The 17508-nt window shown below is 63.2% G+C and carries 19 protein-coding genes; all 19 read right to left on the bottom strand.

All coding sequences use genetic code 11. The features are described 5' to 3' along the window. Positions 1–63 precede the first annotated feature (63 nt). Positions 64–324, bottom strand: coding sequence for a DUF1467 family protein (locus HDC29_RS08365; RefSeq protein ID WP_179496129.1), 261 nt, complete (start codon positions 322–324; stop codon positions 64–66). A gap of 15 nt (positions 325–339) precedes the next feature. After that, entirely contained in the window at positions 340–1974 is a 1635-nt protein-coding gene (locus tag HDC29_RS08360) for a ribonuclease J (RefSeq protein WP_179496127.1), read from the bottom strand. Continuing rightward, complete coding sequence (locus tag HDC29_RS08355; RefSeq protein ID WP_179496125.1) at positions 1971–2756, bottom strand: type III pantothenate kinase; 786 nt, start codon at positions 2754–2756, stop codon at positions 1971–1973. The genes HDC29_RS08360 and HDC29_RS08355 overlap by 4 nt, the downstream gene beginning before the upstream one ends. Before the next feature lie 2 nt (positions 2757–2758). Next, on the bottom strand, positions 2759–3466 hold the full coding sequence (locus HDC29_RS08350) for a biotin--[acetyl-CoA-carboxylase] ligase (RefSeq protein ID WP_373562795.1): 708 nt from the start codon (positions 3464–3466) through the stop codon (positions 2759–2761). 17 nt (positions 3467–3483) lie between these two features. After that, entirely contained in the window at positions 3484–4917 is a 1434-nt protein-coding gene (nuoN, locus tag HDC29_RS08345; protein WP_179496123.1) for an NADH-quinone oxidoreductase subunit NuoN, read from the bottom strand. Continuing rightward, positions 4914–6467: an NADH-quinone oxidoreductase subunit M gene (locus HDC29_RS08340; protein WP_179496121.1), complete on the bottom strand. Its 1554-nt coding sequence runs from the start codon at positions 6465–6467 to the stop codon at positions 4914–4916. The genes nuoN and HDC29_RS08340 overlap by 4 nt, the downstream gene beginning before the upstream one ends. Continuing rightward, positions 6464–8500 (bottom strand): NADH-quinone oxidoreductase subunit L, encoded by a 2037-nt coding sequence (gene nuoL / locus HDC29_RS08335; RefSeq protein WP_179496119.1) that lies wholly within the window; start codon positions 8498–8500, stop codon positions 6464–6466. Before nuoL ends, HDC29_RS08340 begins: the two co-directional genes overlap by 4 nt. 4 nt (positions 8501–8504) lie before the next feature. Then, positions 8505–8810 (bottom strand): NADH-quinone oxidoreductase subunit NuoK, encoded by a 306-nt coding sequence (nuoK, locus tag HDC29_RS08330; protein WP_053554267.1) that lies wholly within the window; start codon positions 8808–8810, stop codon positions 8505–8507. After that, positions 8807–9418, bottom strand: coding sequence for an NADH-quinone oxidoreductase subunit J (locus HDC29_RS08325; protein ID WP_179496117.1), 612 nt, complete (start codon positions 9416–9418; stop codon positions 8807–8809). The genes nuoK and HDC29_RS08325 overlap by 4 nt, the downstream gene beginning before the upstream one ends. 12 nt (positions 9419–9430) lie before the next feature. Beyond that, positions 9431–9913 carry an NADH-quinone oxidoreductase subunit NuoI gene (gene nuoI, locus HDC29_RS08320; RefSeq protein WP_179496115.1) on the bottom strand — a complete coding sequence of 161 codons (483 nt, stop codon included), beginning with the start codon at positions 9911–9913 and terminating at the stop codon, positions 9431–9433. After that, on the bottom strand, positions 9910–10506 hold the full coding sequence (locus tag HDC29_RS08315; RefSeq protein ID WP_179496114.1) for a hypothetical protein: 597 nt from the start codon (positions 10504–10506) through the stop codon (positions 9910–9912). The genes nuoI and HDC29_RS08315 overlap by 4 nt, the downstream gene beginning before the upstream one ends. Then, positions 10503–11549 carry an NADH-quinone oxidoreductase subunit NuoH gene (gene nuoH, locus HDC29_RS08310; RefSeq protein WP_179496113.1) on the bottom strand — a complete coding sequence of 349 codons (1047 nt, stop codon included), beginning with the start codon at positions 11547–11549 and terminating at the stop codon, positions 10503–10505. The genes HDC29_RS08315 and nuoH overlap by 4 nt, the downstream gene beginning before the upstream one ends. After that, positions 11546–11683, bottom strand: coding sequence for a hypothetical protein (locus HDC29_RS08305; protein ID WP_179496112.1), 138 nt, complete (start codon positions 11681–11683; stop codon positions 11546–11548). Before HDC29_RS08305 ends, nuoH begins: the two co-directional genes overlap by 4 nt. Next, positions 11680–11955 (bottom strand): hypothetical protein, encoded by a 276-nt coding sequence (locus HDC29_RS08300; protein ID WP_179496111.1) that lies wholly within the window; start codon positions 11953–11955, stop codon positions 11680–11682. The genes HDC29_RS08305 and HDC29_RS08300 overlap by 4 nt, the downstream gene beginning before the upstream one ends. Next, positions 11952–13964, bottom strand: coding sequence for an NADH-quinone oxidoreductase subunit NuoG (gene nuoG / locus HDC29_RS08295; RefSeq protein ID WP_179496110.1), 2013 nt, complete (start codon positions 13962–13964; stop codon positions 11952–11954). The genes HDC29_RS08300 and nuoG overlap by 4 nt, the downstream gene beginning before the upstream one ends. Continuing rightward, complete coding sequence (nuoF, locus tag HDC29_RS08290; RefSeq protein ID WP_062180207.1) at positions 13964–15253, bottom strand: NADH-quinone oxidoreductase subunit NuoF; 1290 nt, start codon at positions 15251–15253, stop codon at positions 13964–13966. The genes nuoG and nuoF overlap by 1 nt, the downstream gene beginning before the upstream one ends. Positions 15254–15362: 109 nt before the next feature. Further along, positions 15363–16031: an NAD(P)H-dependent oxidoreductase subunit E gene (locus HDC29_RS08285; protein WP_179496109.1), complete on the bottom strand. Its 669-nt coding sequence runs from the start codon at positions 16029–16031 to the stop codon at positions 15363–15365. After that, a complete protein-coding gene (locus HDC29_RS08280) occupies positions 16024–16266 on the bottom strand; it encodes a hypothetical protein (RefSeq protein WP_179496108.1) in 243 nt (80 codons plus the stop codon). The genes HDC29_RS08285 and HDC29_RS08280 overlap by 8 nt, the downstream gene beginning before the upstream one ends. Further along, the gene (locus HDC29_RS08275) at positions 16266–17483 is read right to left on the bottom strand and encodes an NADH-quinone oxidoreductase subunit D (protein ID WP_179497370.1); all 1218 of its coding nucleotides are present in this window, start codon (positions 17481–17483) and stop codon (positions 16266–16268) included. Before HDC29_RS08275 ends, HDC29_RS08280 begins: the two co-directional genes overlap by 1 nt. Positions 17484–17508 lie beyond the last annotated feature (25 nt).

The raw sequence follows: 17508 nt of genomic DNA, 5'->3' as shown, positions 1-17508 counted from the left end.
GAATGACGAATATTCAATAGGGTCGCTCGCCCACCCGAAAGCCGCCTAGGCGCTGCTCTGCGATCAAGCCCGCCCGGTCAACACGTCGGGGTCGGCCCAACCGTTGACATAAGCGACGTAATAAAGCCCGAAGGCCACCGTCGCGACGATCGTCATCTGGAGCAATATCCGCCCCGGACGAAATGTCGCGGGCGCGCCCGGCTCTTGCCCGCGAACCAGCGGCGTGGCGTCGTCGCTTGCCCGCCGGCCATGAAAGGGCAGAACGAAAAAGGCGCTGAATGCCCAGATCAGCAGGTAGATGGCGAGCGCCGAAGTCCATTTCATCGCGATTTCTCCGGATCAGACATCGACCAGCATCACATCGACCACCGGCTTTTTCCCGGTCCAGTCGGTTGCAATGCGGCGCACGCCCAGCCGGATAGCCTCGCGCAGCTTGTCCTCGTCGCGCGAGGGCCCGGTGGCCGCTTGCTGGGCGGCTTCACGCATCTCGTCGATAAAGGCCTCGCGCTCATCCTCGACCGGCACGCCGCGATAGCTGATCGCGCTTTCGACGAAGCGCTTGCCCGAAAAGATCACCGCAACGGTGATATGACCGTTGAGCGAAAGCTTGCGCCGCTCGCTCATCGTCTCGCCATCGGCGGGGAGGATGACGTCGCCGTCGAGGATCAGCCGCCCCGCGCGCACGCGCTCGACGATTTTCGCCGGCCCCGGCGCCAGGCGGCACAGGTCGCCATTTTCCTGCACGAGCGCATCCGGCACGCCCTTTTCGAGCGCGAAGCGGGCCTGTTCGTGCATGTGGCGGATCTCGCCATGCACCGGCACGATCAGTTTCGGCCGCAGCCAGCCGTAAAGCGCGGCCAGCTCGGGTTGCCCCGGATGGCCGCTGACGTGGATATGCGCCTGTTTCTCGGTGACCGTCAGCACGTCCTTCGCCGCGAGCTGGTTCATGATCCGTCCGATCGCGACCTCGTTGCCGGGGATCTGTTTCGACGAAAAGACGACGGTGTCGCCCGGCTCCAGCTTGATCTGGTGGCCGTCGGCCGCCATGCGCGCCAGCGCGGCGCGCGGTTCGCCCTGCCCGCCGGTCGCGATCACCATCACCTTGTCGCGCGGCAGGCGCATCGCCTCGTCGAAATCGACCGTCGGCGGGAAGTCCCTCAGATAGCCAACCGAGCGCGCGACGCCGAGGATGCGGTCGAGCGAGCGCCCCGCGACGCAGAGGCTGCGCCCGGTCGCCTGCGCAACAGCGCCCAATGTCGCCAGCCGCGCCGCGTTCGACGCAAAGGTAGTGACGACCACCCTGCCCTTGGCCTGACCGACCGCCTGTTCCAATCCTGCGCGCAAAGCCCCTTCGCTGCCCGATGCATCGGCGTTGAAGGCGTTGGTCGAATCGCAGACGAGGAAATCGACGCCTTCGTCGCCGATCGCGCTCAGCGCCGCGGCGGTCGCGGGCACGCCCAGGATCGGTTCTTCGTCGAGTTTCCAGTCGCCGGTGTGAAAGACGCGGCCATGGGGCGTGTCGATCACCACTGCGCTCATTTCGAGGATCGAGTGCGCGAGCGGGACCAGGCGGATACCGAAGGGGCCGATGCGGAAGCTGTCATCGATGTCGACGACCTTGATCTTGACCTCCTTCTCCAGCCCCTCTTCGGCGAGCTTGTGCGCGATCAGCCCCGCGGTGAAGCGGTTGGCATAGAGCGGCACGCCAAGGTCGGCGGCAAGATAGGGGATCGCGCCGATATGGTCCTCATGCCCGTGCGTCAGGACGATGCCGAGCAGATCCTTCTTGCGATCCTCGATAAATTCCAGGTCGGGCATGACGATGTCGATGCCTGGATAATCGTGACTGCCAAAGGTCACGCCCAGGTCGAGCATGATCCATTTGCCGTCGCAGCCATAAAGATTGGCGTTCATGCCGATCTCGCCCGATCCCCCCAATGCGAGAAAAAGCAGCTCCTTGCCCGGAGTCGTCATATCTTTTGTTGTCCTTGGTTATAGAGGTGCATGAGCCCGTTGAGCGTCAGATCGGGTTCGATACGATCGAACAGATGGGCCTGTTCCTGAAAAAGTGTCGCGAGGCCGCCGGTCGCGACCACGATAAGCGGTTTGCCGATCTCCGCCTTCATGCGCGCGATCAGCCCCTCCATCATCGAAACATAGCCCCAATAGACGCCGATCAGCATCTGGCTTTCGGTGGTGCGGCCGATCACGCTGGCACTCGCGGGCGCCTCGATCGCGATGCGCGGCAGCTTGGCGGCGGCGGCGACCAGCGCTTCCAATGACAGATTGACCCCCGGCGCGATGATGCCGCCCAGATAGGCGCCGTCGGGGCCGATATGATCGAGCGTCGTCGCGGTGCCGAAGCTGATGACGAGCTTGTCCTTGCCGGGTTCGACCGCCTGCGCCGAGATCGCGTTGACTGCGCGGTCGGCGCCCACCGACTGCGGCTCGTCGACCCTGAGCGCGATGCCCCAGCTCACCGGCTCGCGCCCCGCAACAAGCGCATCGACCCCGAAATATTTGACGGCGAGCAGCTGGAGATTGTGGAGCGCGCGCGGCACGACGGTCGAAATGATAACGGCGTCCACCTCGGCACGGTCATGGCCCTCGATGCGCATGAGCTGGTCGAGCCACACCATATATTCGTCGGCCGTCCGCCGGTCGTCGGTCGCGATTCGCCAGCGCGCGAGGAGCTCGGTGCCACGGAAGAGCGCGAATTTGGCGTTGGTGTTGCCGACATCGATCGCAAGCAGCACGACTATTCCCCTTTTTCGACCGGACGGCGGAGTTCGATGTCGCCCGCATGGATCAGCATGACTTCGCCGTCCGCCCTGCGCAAGCGCAGCGCGCCGTCGGGCGCGAGACCGTCGAACGTCCCGTCGATGTCCTGCTCCGACACGCGGAGCGGCGTGCCGACCGGATGGCCGAGCGGCAGCCAGGCGCGAACGATGCTTTCGACGCCCTCCTGCCGCCAGGTCCAGAGCGCATCGACCAGCGCGACGGCCAGCGCCTCGGCGAAGCGGTCGCGGTCGATCGCAACGCCGCTATCGGCAAAGCAGAAGGTCCTGCGGTCGGGCAGTTCGGGCGCCGACGCCAGATTGACCCCGATGCCGACCACGACGCTATCGCCGCTGCGCTCAAGGAGGATCCCCGAGCATTTCGCGCCATCGACCAGCAAGTCGTTCGGCCATTTGAGTTCGAGCGGAACCGAGGGCGCGAAAATCTTCACCACCTTCGCCAGCGCCACCGCGACGACGAGTGCGAGCGTCGCCGGCGACGGATCGCTCGCGGTCAGCCGGACGACCGTCGAGCCCATGAAGTTGCCCGAACCGTCGCCCCAGGCGCGGCCGAGCCGCCCCCGTCCGGCGGTCTGGCGGTCGGCGACCAGCCAATGGCCTTCGCCGACATGCTCGCCGCCTGCCAGCCGCGCCAGCAGGTCGGCGTTGGTCGAACCTGTCTGCGCGATCCGCTCGATCGGCGGGATCAGAACAGCACCGCTGCCGCGCTCGCCGAAAGCACCGCCAGCGCCGGGATGAAGAGATAGCCGATGACCGATAGCCAGAGGGCGCTCGCGGTGATCACCGCATCCTCGACGATGGCGCCGCCACCCTTCGGGAACTCGGTGTCCGACTTGTCGTCGAAATACATCGTCTTGATGATCGCGATATAATAGAATGCGCCGATCACCGAGGCGACGATCCCCGCGACCGCCAGCGGCACGAGGTTCGCGTTCACCGCGGCCTCGAACACCAGATATTTCGGCCAGAAGCCAAACAGCGGCGGAATGCCGGCAAGGCTGAAGAGGAACACCGCCATTGCCGCGGCAAGGCCCGGACGGCGCTGCGACAGGCCGGCAAGCGCCGGAATGCTCTCGACCTGGTTGCCGTCCGCATCGCGCAGCTGGAGCACGACGAGGAAGGCGCCGAGCGTCGTCAGCATATAGACGAGCAGATAGGTCAGCACGCCCTCCACCCCCTGCTGCGTCCCGGCGGCGAGGCCGATCAGCATGAAGCCGACATTGTTGATCGACGAGTAGGCGAGCAGGCGCTTGATATTCTTCTGCCCGATCGCGCCGACCGCGCCGAGGATGATCGAGGCGAGCGACAGGAAGATGATGATCTGCTGCCATGCGCCGACCGCGGGGCCCATGGCGTCGATCACGACGCGCGTCATCAGCGCCATCGCCGCGACTTTCGGCGCGGTGGCGAAAAAGGTCGTCACCGGAGTCGGCGCGCCCTCATAGACGTCGGGGGTCCACATGTGGAACGGCACTGCGCTGATCTTGAAGCCGAGGCCCGCGAGCACGAAGACAATGCCGAAGATCAACCCGATGTTGAGCTCGCCGCCCATCACCTTCGCGATACCCGCGAAATCGGTGGTGCCGGTGAAGCCGTAGAGCAGCGAAATGCCGTAAAGCAGCATGCCCGAGGCGAGCGCGCCGAGAACGAAATATTTAAGGCCTGCTTCGCTCGACCGCTCATCGGTCCGCATGAAGCTCGCGAGCACATAAGCGGCAAGGCTGTTGAGCTCAAGCCCGACATAGAGCGTCATCAGGTCGCGCGACGAGGCCATGATGCCCATGCCGAGCGCAGCGAAGAGAATCAAAGTCGGATATTCGGCGCGCATCCCGCCGCTGAAGAAGCGCGGCGCGACGATGATGCAGACGAAGCTCGCGGCATAGATCAAGAGCTTGGCGAAACCGCCGAAGCTGTCGACCGACAGCGTGCCGGAAAAGACCGTCGTTTCGATACCGAACAGCGCGACGACGGCGGCCGCGGCTGCGGCGAGCGTGAGCAGCGAGCTGAGCTGGTACAGGCCAACATTGCGGTCACCGAAGAAGGTGCCGAGCATCAGTGTAATGAGCCCGCCGATCGTCAGGATCAGTTCGGGCCAGATGAGCATCAGGTCGCCGGTCATTGGACGCCTCCAGCATGGCTCGATCCGTGGGCCGGTTCACCATGCGCCGCAGCGGGCTTCGCCTTGCCGGCGGCCAGATGCGCGTCGCCCGCGGGCTTCGCCGGAGCGAGACGCGCGACAACCGTCGTCACATCGCCGCGCATCGGTGCGAGGAAGCTTTCAGGATAGACGCCCATCCACAGCGCCACGGCGGCCAGCGGCACCATGATCGTCCATTCGCGCGCGTTGAGGTCGGGCATCGCCTTCACATCGTCCTTGGTCAGTTCGCCGAACACGACGCGGCGGTAGAGATAGAGCATGTACGCGGCGCCGAGGATGATCCCGGTCGTGCACACAAAGGCAACCCAGCTCGACGCTTCATAGATGCCCGCGAGGCTCAGGAATTCGCCGACAAAGCCGCTGGTCCCCGGCAGGCCGATCGACGCCATGGTGAACAGCATGAAGAACAGCGCATAGGCCGGCATGTTCACCGCAAGCCCGCCGTAACGGTCGATCTCGCGCGTGTGGAGCCGGTCGTAGATCACGCCGACGCAAAAGAAGAGCGCGGCCGAGACGACACCATGGCTGAGCATGATGATCAGCGCGCCCTCGATACCCTGCTGGTTGAACGCGAAGAGGCCCGCGGTGACGATCGCCATGTGCGCGACCGATGAATAGGCAATCAGCTTCTTCATGTCGCTCTGCACCAGCGCGACGAGGCTGGTGTAGACGACCGCGATCATCGACAGGCCGAACACGATCCACATCAATTGCCCCGAAGCGTCAGGAAACATCGGCATCATGAAGCGCAGGAAGCCATAGGCGCCGAGCTTGAGCAGCACGCCCGCAAGGATCATCGAGCCCGCGGTCGGCGCCTGGACATGCGCGTCGGGAAGCCAGGTGTGGACGGGCCACATCGGCATCTTGACCGCAAGGCTGGCGAAAAAGGCGAGCCAGAGCCAGGTCTGCATCGCCGGCGGGAAGTCATAGTTCAGCAGCGTCGGAATGTCGGTCGTACCCGCTTCGCCGATCATCGCGATCATCGCGATCAGCATCAGCACCGATCCGAGCAGCGTGTAGAGGAAGAATTTGAACGCCGCATATTTGCGGTTCGCGCCGCCCCAGATGCCGATGATGAAATACATCGGGATCAGGCCGGCTTCGAAGAAGATGTAAAAGAGCAGCAGATCCTGCGCCATGAAAACGCCGATCATCACGACTTCCATGATCAGGAACATTGCCATGTAGAGCCCGACGCGGCTCTTGATCGCATCCCAGCTCGCAAGGATGCACAGCGGCATCAGGAAGACGCTGAGCATGATGAGCATCAGCGCCATGCCGTCGATGCCGAGCGCCCACTGGAAACGTCCGAACAGGTCGGCGCGTTCGGTGAACTGCCACTGCGCGCCGCCGATGTCGAAATTCGCCCAGAGCACAATGCCCAGCGCAAAATCGATCAGCGTCGCGACGAGCGCGATGACGCGTGCGTTACGGTCGCCCGCATAGAGGCAGAGGATGGCGGCGATCGCGGGGACCGCCAGCATCAGCGAAAGAATGGGGAGACCGCTCACAGGAAATTCACCATGGCCCAGCTGGCGAGGCCGACAAGACCGAGCAGCATCACAAACGCATATCCATAAACATAACCCGATTGCAGCCGGACCGCGAGACGGGTCCCCCCGGCGACGAGCGCGGCGGCGCCATCGGGACCGAAGCGGTCGATGGTGCCTTCATCCCCGCGCTTCCAGAAGAAGCGGCCGATCGCGAAAGCAGGCTTCACGAAGAGGATGTTGTAGAGCTCGTCGAAATACCATTTATTGTACAGGAACTGGTGGAGCAGCTTGAACTGCGCCACGAAGCGCGCCGGCAACGTCGTGTTGCGGATATAGCTGTTCCACGCGAGGAATAGCCCGATCGCCATCACCGTGAACGGCGTCCATTTGACCCACAATGGCACTTCATGCGCGGCGTGCATCAGATGCTCGTCGAACGCGAGGCTGCCCTTCCAGAACGCCATGCCCTCTTCGGGATAGATGAACTGGTGGTGGAACGCGATGCCCGCAAAGACCGCACCGATCGACAGGACGACCAGCGGGATAAGCATCGAAAGCGGGCTTTCATGCGGATGATAGCCCGCTGTGCCGTCGCTATGCGCATCGTAATGATGATCCGCGTGGACATGATCGTCATGCCCGTGGCCGTGATCGTCATGCACCGCATGCTGGATATGTTCGCTCTGTTCCCAGCGCGCCTTGCCATAGAAGGTCAGGAAGACGAGGCGCCACGAATAGAAGCTGGTGAGGAAGGCGACGAAAATGCCAACCCAAAAGGCCACCACGCCGCCGCCGCCGCTCGCGAAAGCGGCCTCGAGGATGCCGTCCTTCGAATAGAAGCCGGCGAAGCCCGCGACGCCCGCGATACCGACGCCGGTGATCGCCAGCGTACCGAGCATCATCGCCCAATAGGTGATCGGGATCTGTTTCCGGAGCGCGCCATAATAACGCATGTCCTGCTCGTGGTGCATCGCGTGGATGACCGAACCAGCACCGAGGAACAGCAGCGCCTTGAAGAATGCGTGCGTGAATAGGTGGAACATCGCGGCGCCATAAGCGCCCGCGCCCGCGGCGAAGAACATGTAGCCGAGCTGCGAACAGGTCGAATAGGCAATAACGCGCTTGATGTCCCACTGCGTCGTCGCGACGGTCGCCGCGAAGAAGCAGGTCGCGGCGCCGACGAACATCACGACGCCCTGCGCGACTTCGCTGGTTTCGAACATCGGCGACAGGCGGCAGACCATGAAGACGCCCGCGGTGACCATCGTCGCGGCGTGGATCAGCGCCGACACCGGGGTCGGGCCTTCCATCGCGTCGGGAAGCCAGGTGTGCAGGCCAAGCTGCGCCGACTTGCCCATCGCGCCGATGAACAGCAGCAGGCAGAGGATCGTCATCGTGTCGAGACGCATGCCCATGAAGGTAATGGTGCTTCCGGCCATGCCCGGCGCGGCGGCGAGTATCTCGGGGATCGAGACGGTGCCGAACACGAGGAAGGTGCCGAAAATGCCGAGCATGAAGCCAAGGTCGCCGACGCGGTTGACGACGAACGCCTTGATCGCGGCGGCATTGGCGCTGGGCTTCTTGTACCAGAAACCGATGAGCAGATAGGATGCGAGACCGACGCCTTCCCAGCCGAAGAACATCTGGACGAGGTTGTTCGCGGTCACGAGCATCAGCATCGCGAAGGTGAAGAGCGAGAGATAGGCGAAGAAGCGCGGCTGGTCCGGGTCTTCCTCCATATAGCCCCAGCTATAGAGGTGGACGAGCGCCGAAACCGTCGTGATGACGACGAGCATCACCGCGGTCAGCGTGTCGACGCGCAATTCCCAATTGAACTGCAGCGCGCCCGACTGAACCCAGTGCAGCACCGGGGTCACCGTCGCTTCGCCGCTGCCCGTCACGAACGACAGGAAGATCGGCCAGCTCAGGGCGCAGCTGGTGAACAGCGCGCCCGTCGTGATGATTTTCGACGGCACATTGCCGATCACGCGCTGGCCGAGGCCTGCGACAAGCGCCGCCAAGAGCGGCAGGAATACGATCGCCTGGATCACCGGTTTACCCCTTCATCCGGTTGGCATCGTCGACGGCAATGGTGCCGCGGCCGCGGAAGTAAATGACGAGAATGGCAAGGCCGATGGCGGCTTCGCCTGCAGCCACGGTCAGCACGAACATCGCGAAAACCTGTCCGACGAGGTCGCCGAGCGCCGCGCTGAACGCGACAAGATTGATATTCACCGCCAGCAGGATCAGCTCGATCGCCATCAGGATGACGATGATATTCTTGCGGTTGATGAAGATGCCGAGCACGCCGAGCGTGAACAGCACCGCCGAAACGGCGAGATAATGGCCGACCGAAATCACAATTCCATCCCCTGCCCGACGCCCGGATCGACCAGCCGCGTCGCATCCTGCGGGCGGCGCTGGTTCTGCAGCGAAATATTCTGGGTGCGGACCCCGCCACGCTGGCGATGCGTCAGCACGATCGCGCCGATCATCGCGACGAGCAGGACGATGCCCGCCGCCTCGAACAGGAAGATGTAGCGCGTGTAGAGCAGTTCGCCGATCTGCTGGATATTGCTCTTGTCGGTCACGGCGGGCGCGGCGCGCGCGGCGAGGTCGACCCCGCCCGCGCTCCACGCACCGACCGCGAACACGAGTTCAGCGGCAAGAATGATCGCGACCAGCGCGCCGAGCGGCAGGTAGCGCACGAAACCCGCGCGCAACTCGGCGAAATCGATGTCGAGCATCATCACGACGAACAGGAACAGCACCGCGACCGCGCCGACATAGACGATGACAAGCAGCATCGCGATGAACTCGGCGCCCGCGAGCAGCATCAGCCCCGCCGCGTTGAAGAAGGCGAGGATCAGCCACATCACGCTGTGGACCGGGTTGCGCGCGAAAATCACCATCGCCGCGGAGGCGATGACGATCGTCGCGAACAGGTAAAAGGCAAAGAGTTGGATCATGTGCGCGCGCCCTTACCGATAGGGCGCGTCGGCGGCAAGATTCGCCGCGATCGCGCGTTCCCATTTGTCGCCATTGGCGAGCAATTTGGCCTTGTCATAGAGCAGTTCCTCGCGCGTTTCGGTCGCGAATTCGAAGTTCGGCCCCTCGACCACCGCATCGACCGGGCACGCTTCCTGACAGAAGCCACAATAGATGCACTTGGTCATGTCGATGTCGTAGCGCGTCGTGCGGCGCGAGCCGTCGTCGCGCGGCTCGGCCTCGATCGTGATCGCCTGCGCCGGGCACACCGCTTCGCACAGCTTGCACGCGATGCAGCGTTCCTCGCCGTTCGGATAACGGCGCAGCGCATGTTCGCCGCGGAAACGCGGGCTCAGAGGGTTCTTCTCGAACGGATAGTTGATCGTCGCCTTCGGCTTGAAGAAATACTTCAGCGTCAGCCAATGGGCTTTGACGAACTCCCACAGCGTGAAGCTTTTGATCAGATGCGCGATCATTGGATGGCCTCGGTTATTATTACGGATTGCCCGGCAGGGAATTTGACAGAAGGATGCGGCGTCTCTTCGGTTTCGCAGAAACCGGCACCGTAAAATTCGGTTGCCGACCCCGCGGATTTGGTGATCGTCAAAAGGCCGGGCGCGTTCGAATATATCTCAAACCGGAACTGATACTCTGCCGGATCGGACGCGACTACCTCAGCGGTGCCGTGAGGCGACACCCAATCGTTCTGTTTCGTCAATTTATCGACGACTTCGCTCGAACGCATAGCAATCGTCTTTTTGCTCATCCCGCCAGCGGCATAGGAATGGCTTGCGATCCCATTCCAGCGACCCACGCGCTCACTCGTGCTATCTTGCGAGAATGACACGACGCGGCGGGTCTGTTCGGGCTGCCCCTTTCGAGGCGCCGCAGCCCGGACGATTATTTCGCCCTTGCTGTCGAGCACGAACTGCCCACCCGAAACGCGAGCATCCAATCGCTCTGTCGCCCCCTGGCCACGATTAATCTGACAGGTGAAATCATAGTCGCTGACCTGTGCCATCCCCGAAGGGGCGGTCGCCTGCAACATTGCGAGAACAAGGATACTCATCCCCCATACCTCGTCAGCATCAGATAGCCGGAGATCAGGAAGATCCAGAGAAGCGAAATCGGCAGGAAGATTTTCCAGCCTAGCCGCATCAGCTGGTCATAGCGGTAGCGCGGGACGGTCGCCTTGACCCAGCTGAAGACGAAGAAGAAGAACAGGATCTTCGCGAACAGCCAGATGATTCCGGGAACGGCATAGAGCGGCGCCCAGTCGATCGGGGGCAGCCAGCCGCCCCAGAAGAGCACCGCGTTGAGCGTGCACATCAGCAGGACGTTGGCATATTCGCCGAGCCAGAAGAGCGCGAAGCTCATCGACGAATATTCGGTCTGGTACCCCGCGACGAGTTCCGATTCCGCCTCAGTCAGGTCGAACGGCGCACGCGCGGTTTCGGCGAGCGACGAGATCAGGAACATCACCGCGAGCGGGAAGAGCAGCAGGTTGAAGCCGAAGGCGTTGACGATGCCGAGCCCGTGGCCCTGCTGCGCCTTGACGATCTCGTTCATGTTGAAGCTGTCGGCGAAGAGCACGACGCCGATCAGGATGAAGCCGATCGAGACTTCATAGCTGATCATCTGCGCCGACGCGCGCATCGCCGAGAAGAAGGGATATTTCGAGTTCGACGCCCAGCCCGACAGGATCACGCCATAGACGCCGAGCGACGAGATCGCGAGGATGTAGAGCAGCCCGACGTTGATGTCGGCGAGCACAGCGCCCGAATTGAACGGAATCACCGCCCAGGCGAGCAGCGCGACGGTGAAGGTGATGATCGGCGCGATCAGGAACAGCCCGCGGTTCGCCCCGCTGGGGATGATCGTTTCCTGCAGGAACACTTTCAACCCGTCGGCGAACGACTGCAACAGGCCAAAGGGGCCGACGACGTTCGGCCCGCGGCGCAGCGCGATGGCCGCCCAGATCTTGCGGTCGGCATAGATGATCATCGCGACCGCGAGCATCAGCGGCAGCGCGATGAGCAGGATGCCGCAAATCGTTGCGACGCCCCACGCCCAGTCGGCGTCCATGCCCCAGGAGATGAAGGTCTCGGTCATTTCCGCGCCCCGTCCTGGTTGCGCCAGCCATTATGCGGGCCCGGCTTTTCCGACTTGCGCGGATTGAACCCGCGCCACACCGAATAGCCCATCCCGACCAGCAACACGCTGGCAATCGCATGCACCGGGGTCATTCCGCGGCCTCCAAAGTGGAATGCATCCGCGCCCAGATAGCCAATGCAACATGCACCAGTACGCCGGTTCCGACAGCGTAAATCGCTTCCCGCGTCGCGTCAGCGAGAACCCGCAGCGTGGCAACACGGACCATTGACTGATCGGAATAGGATGTATTCAAACCGTTTATCTCAACAACGCCCAGCGCGAAATAGGCGAAGAACATCAGCACCGCAGCGGCATAAAAGAATCGCGGTGAGCGCTGTACCCATTCGGGTAGATTCCCATTCATTCCGCGGCCTCCGCAAAGTCGACGCCATGGATCAGCTCTTCCGAGCAGCGCTGCATCGTCGGCGACGCGCGGCAGATGGCGTTGGTGAGGTAGAAATCCTTGATCGGCGACGGGATCGCGCGCGCCTCTGGCTTGGGGGCGAGCTTCGGCACCGTCCAGCCATAATCGGCAAGACCCTCGACGCCGAGCGCGGGCACTGCGGCGATCATCGCGGCGCGGCACTGGTCGAAGCTGTCAAAGCCGACATTCACGCCGAGCGTATCGGCCAAAGCGCGGAAAATGCTCCAGTCCTCGCGCGCGTCGCCGGGTGCGAACACGGCTTTCTCGCTACGCTGCACGCGGCCCTCGGTGTTGACCGTGGTGAAGTCCTTTTCGGTCCAGGCTGCGGCGGGCAGGATGACATCGGCGGCATGCGCGCCCTTGTCGCCATGATGGCCGACATAGACTTTGAACGTATCGGGCAGCGCCGCGAAATCGACCTCGTCGGCGCCAAGGAAGAAAGCGAGCTTCGGTTTGGCCGCGATGACGTCCTTGATCCCGCCGGGCAGCCCGTAGCCGAGCATGAGCGAGCCCATGCGCGCGGCCGAGAAATGCACGACATTATAGCCGTTCCAGCCGTCCTTGACCGCGTTCACCGACTTGGCGAGCGCAAGCCCCGCGCCGTGGACGCCGGGCACCGACAAAGCGCCGCCGCCAAAGATCAGCATCGGCCGCTCTGCACCCTTCAGCGCGTCGAGGACATGCGTGGGCAGCTTCGCGACGAGCGGGGCATCGTCCCCGAGCCATTCGGTCTTGTACGTCAGGTCGGTTTCGGGACCGATGGCAAAGACCTTCGCGCCCTTCTTCCACACCGCCTTGCGGACGCGCGTGTTGATCAGCGGCGCTTCCCAGCGCAGGTTGGTGCCGACGAGCAGGATCACGTCGGCGTTTTCGGCCTCGGCAATGGTCGTGTTGAAATTGACCGCCGACAGGCTGGTGACATCATAGTCGAGCCCGGTCTGACGCCCTTCGAGCAGATTGCCGCCGAGCGCAGTCACCAGTGATTTCGCCGCGAACATCGTCTCGCAATCGGCCAGGTCGCCCGCAATCGCGGCGACCGACGAACCGGCGTTTACCGCCTTGATCGCAGCAAAGGCTTCGGCCCAGCTGGCGGGCTGAAGCGTGCCGTTCACGCGGACATAGGGCTGGTCGAGGCGGCGGCGGACGAGGCCGTCGACATGGTGGCGCGTCTTGTCGCTCGCCCATTCCTCGTTCACATCGTCGTTGATCCGCGGCAGCACGCGCAATACCTGACGGCCGCGCGCGTCGATACGCACATTGGTGCCGACCGCGTCCATCATGTCGATGCCCAGCGTCTTGGTAAGCTCCCACGGCCGCGCTTCGAACGCATAGGGTTTGCTGGTCAGCGCGCCGACCGGGCACAGGTCGACGATATTGCCCGACAGCTCGCTCGCGACCGCATGTTCCAGATAGGAGGTGATCTGCATATTTTCGCCGCGACCAATCGCGCCGATATCTTCCACGCCCGCGACTTCCTCCGCAAAGCGGACGCAGCGCGTGCACTGGATGCAGCGGGTCATCACCGTCTTGACGATCGGACCCATATATTTCTCGGTGACCGCGCGCTTATTCTCGTCATAGCGCGTCGCGCCGCGGCCATAGGCGACCGACTGGTCCTGCAGGTCGCATTCGCCGCCCTGATCGCAAATCGGGCAGTCGAGCGGGTGGTTGATGAGCAGAAACTCCATCACCCCTTCGCGCGCTTTCTTGACCATCGGGCTGTCGGTCTTGATCACCTGCCCCTCGGCGGTCGGCAGCGCGCACGACGCCTGCGGCTTCGGCGGACCCGGTGCGACTTCGACGAGGCACATGCGGCAATTGCCGGCGATGCTCAGACGCTCATGGTAGCAGAAGCGCGGAATTTCCTTCCCCGCCATCTCGCACGCCTGCAGAACGGTCGCGCCCTGCGGCACGTCGAGTTCTACGCCATCTACGGTAACTTTAGGCATTATTCGGCTGCCTCCAGCGCGCCGCCATTCTCGCGGATGCGGCGTTCGATTTCGGGGCGGAAATGCTTGATCAGGCCCTGGATCGGCCACGCCGCGGCATCGCCGAGTGCACAGATCGTGTGGCCTTCGACCTGCTTGGTCACGTCATACAGCGTGTCGATCTCGCTGATGTCGGCGTCGCCGGTGCGCAGCCGTTCCATCACGCGCCACATCCAACCGGTGCCTTCGCGGCACGGGGTGCACTGGCCGCAGCTTTCATGCTTGTAGAAATAGCTGATGCGGCTGATCGCCTGAACGACGTCGGTCGACTTGTCCATCACGATCGCGGCGGCAGTGCCGAGACCCGAACCGACGGCCTTCAGCCCGTCGAAGTCCATCGGCGCGTCCATGATTTCGGCCGCGGGAACGAGCGGAACCGACGAACCGCCTGGGATCACCGCGAGCAGATTGTCCCAGCCGCCACGGATGCCGCCGCAATGCTTGTCGATCAGCTCGCGGAAGGTGATGCCCATCTCTTCCTCGACGACGCACGGGCGCTCGACATGACCCGAGATCTGGAAGAGCTTGGTGCCCTTGTTATTCTCGCGCCCAAAGCTCGCGAACCACGGCGCGCCGCGGCGCAGGATCGTCGGGACGACCGCGATGCTCTCGACATTGTTGACCGTCGTCGGGCAGCCATAGAGGCCCGCGCCCGCCGGGAACGGCGGTTTCAGGCGCGGCTGGCCCTTCTTGCCCTCGAGGCTTTCGATCATCGCGGTTTCTTCGCCGCAGATATAGGCGCCGGCGCCGCGGTGGACGAAGACGTCGAAGTCATAGCCCGACTTCGCCGCATTCTTGCCGAGCAGACCGGCGTCATACGCCTCCTGCACGGCTGCGAACAATGTCTCGGCCTCGCGGATGAACTCGCCGCGAATGTAGATGTACGCCGCGCGCGCGCGCATCGCGAAGCCCGCGATCAGCGCGCCTTCGATCAGCTTGTGCGGATCGTGGCGGATGATTTCGCGGTCCTTGCACGAACCGGGCTCGGATTCGTCGGCGTTGATGACGAGGAAGCTCGGGCGGTCGGCGCGCGGCTCCTTCGGCATGAAGCTCCACTTGAGCCCCGTGGGGAAACCCGCGCCGCCGCGGCCGCGCAGGCCCGACGCCTTGATCTCCTCGATGATCGCGTCCTGGCCGCGCTTCATCAGATCCTTGGTATTGTCCCAATCGCCCCGCGCCTGCGCGGATTTGAGGTTCCACGGCTGGAAGCCGTAGAGATTGGTGAAGATGCGATCTTTGTCAGCGAGCATGGCGGGCCTCACTCACCCTTCTTTTTGTTGTCGCGGCGGGCGATGGTCGCAGCGAAGAATATGATGCCGATCCCGATGAAGGCGGAACCCAATGCAATCCAGACCGCCATTACCAATCCTTCCGATAGTCATGGTTGGCCTTGACCATTTCCTTCAGCGTCGTCGGGCCGCCTTCGGGCTCGCTCGTGTGGCGCTTGGGGTTCTGCGTCCCCGCCTTCGGCGTCTCGCCGGCAGCGAGCGCGTCGAGGATGCGCGTCATGCTATCGTAGTCGAGGTCTTCATAATTATCGTCGTTGATCTGGACCATCGGCGCGTTTGCGCAGGTGCCCATGCACTCGACCTCGGTCAGCGTGAACAGCCCGTCGGGCGTGGTCTTGCCCTTGGTCATGCCGCGGTTCTTGCACGCCGCCATCACATCGTCCGACCCGCGCAGCAGGCACGGCGTCGTGCCGCACACCTGCACATGATAGCGGCCGACGGGCACGAGATTATACATGGTGTAGAAGGTCGCGACCTCATAGGCGCGCATGAACGGCATATCGAGCTGGGCCGCGACATATTCGATCACCGGCACGGGCAGCCAGCCCTGCGTCTGCGTCTCGGCGCCAACCTGGCGCTGCGCAAGATCGAGCAAAGGCATCACCGCCGAACGCTGGCGCCCCGCGGGGTAGCGCGCGAGGACCGCCTTCGCCTTCTCGGCATTTTCCGCCGTCCACGCAAAAGCGCCCCAGCGCGCGCGGGTTTCGGCTTCGTCGGGGATTTGGGGTGCGTCAGCCATTGATATTCTTCCTACGATCTTCGGCCATTGCCATTTCCCGGAAGACAACAACCATGCGCCATCCGAACAAGGCAAAAACAAAGACCGCCAGAGCGATTGCAGAAATACGCAAAACTGCGCTGTCCACGCTGAGTGCAACAAGGCCAGTCAGGGCAAGCAGCAGACCCATCGCAGAGTTGGATCGCTTAGCGCCTTCGCGATAACCGCTGTCGATCCACGAAATCACGCCAGGCATCACCGATCACACTCCCCGAACACCACATCGATGGCGCCGATGATCGCGGTCGTATCCGCGAGCATATGCCCCTTCGACATCATGTCCATCGCCTGCAGGTGCGAGAACGCCGTCGGGCGGATCTTGCAGCGGTACGGCTTGTTGGTGCCGTCGCTGACCAGATAGACGCCGAACTCACCCTTGGGGCTTTCGGTCGCGACGTAAACTTCGCCCGCGGGGACGTGGAAGCCCTCGGTATAAAGCTTGAAATGATGGATCAGCGATTCCATCGACTGCTTCATCTCGCCGCGCTTCGGCGGCACGACCTTGCGGTCGAGGCTGGCGATCGGGCCGGTCGGCATGTCGCGCAGGCACTGCTTGATGATCTTTGCCGACTGATAGACTTCCTCGACGCGCACCATGAAGCGGTCGTAGCAGTCACCGCGGGTGCCGACGGGAATGTCGAATTCCATCGCAGCATAGGCGTCATAGGGCTGCGACTTGCGCAAATCCCATGCGATGCCGCTGCCGCGGATCATCGGGCCGGAGAAGCCCCACGCCAGCGCGTCTTCCTTGCTCACCGTCGCGATGTCGACGTTGCGCTGTTTGAAGATGCGGTTGTCGATGACCAGGCTCATCGCGTCGCCGAACAGCTTGGGCAGGCGCGTTTCGACCCATTCGCCGATGTCGACGAGCAGCTTTTCGGGCACATCCTGATGGACACCGCCGGGGCGGAAATAGGCGCTGTGCATGCGCGCACCCGAAGCGCGCTCGAAGAAATTGAGGCAATCCTCGCGCAGTTCGAACACCCACAGGTTCGGGGTCATCGCGCCGACGTCCATGACGTGCGACCCGATGTTGAGCATATGGTTGCAGATGCGCGTCAGCTCCGCGAACAGCACGCGCAGATATTGCGCGCGCGCCGGGACTTCGAGGTCGAGCAGCTTTTCGATCGCGAGCACATAGCTGTGCTCCATGCCGAGCGGCGAGCAATAATCCAGCCGGTCGAAATAGGGCAACGCCTGGAGATAGGTCTTATATTCGATCAGCTTTTCAGTGCCGCGATGGAGCAGACCGACGTGCGGATCGACGCGCTCGATGATCTCGCCGTCGAGCTCCATCACCATGCGCAAAACGCCGTGCGCCGCGGGGTGCTGCGGGCCGAAGTTGATGGTGTAATTGGTGACGGCCTGATCGCCCGCGGTGTTCGCGGTGTCGACCGGATAGCCTTCGAACATGTCGCTGCCGTGGTGCTTGACCGCT

The organism is Sphingopyxis sp. JAI108 (assembly GCF_013410105.1).
Classification (GTDB): domain Bacteria; phylum Pseudomonadota; class Alphaproteobacteria; order Sphingomonadales; family Sphingomonadaceae; genus Sphingopyxis; species Sphingopyxis chilensis.
Note: the sequence above shows the minus strand (reverse complement) of the source record. Positions and strands in the feature narration are given on the sequence as shown.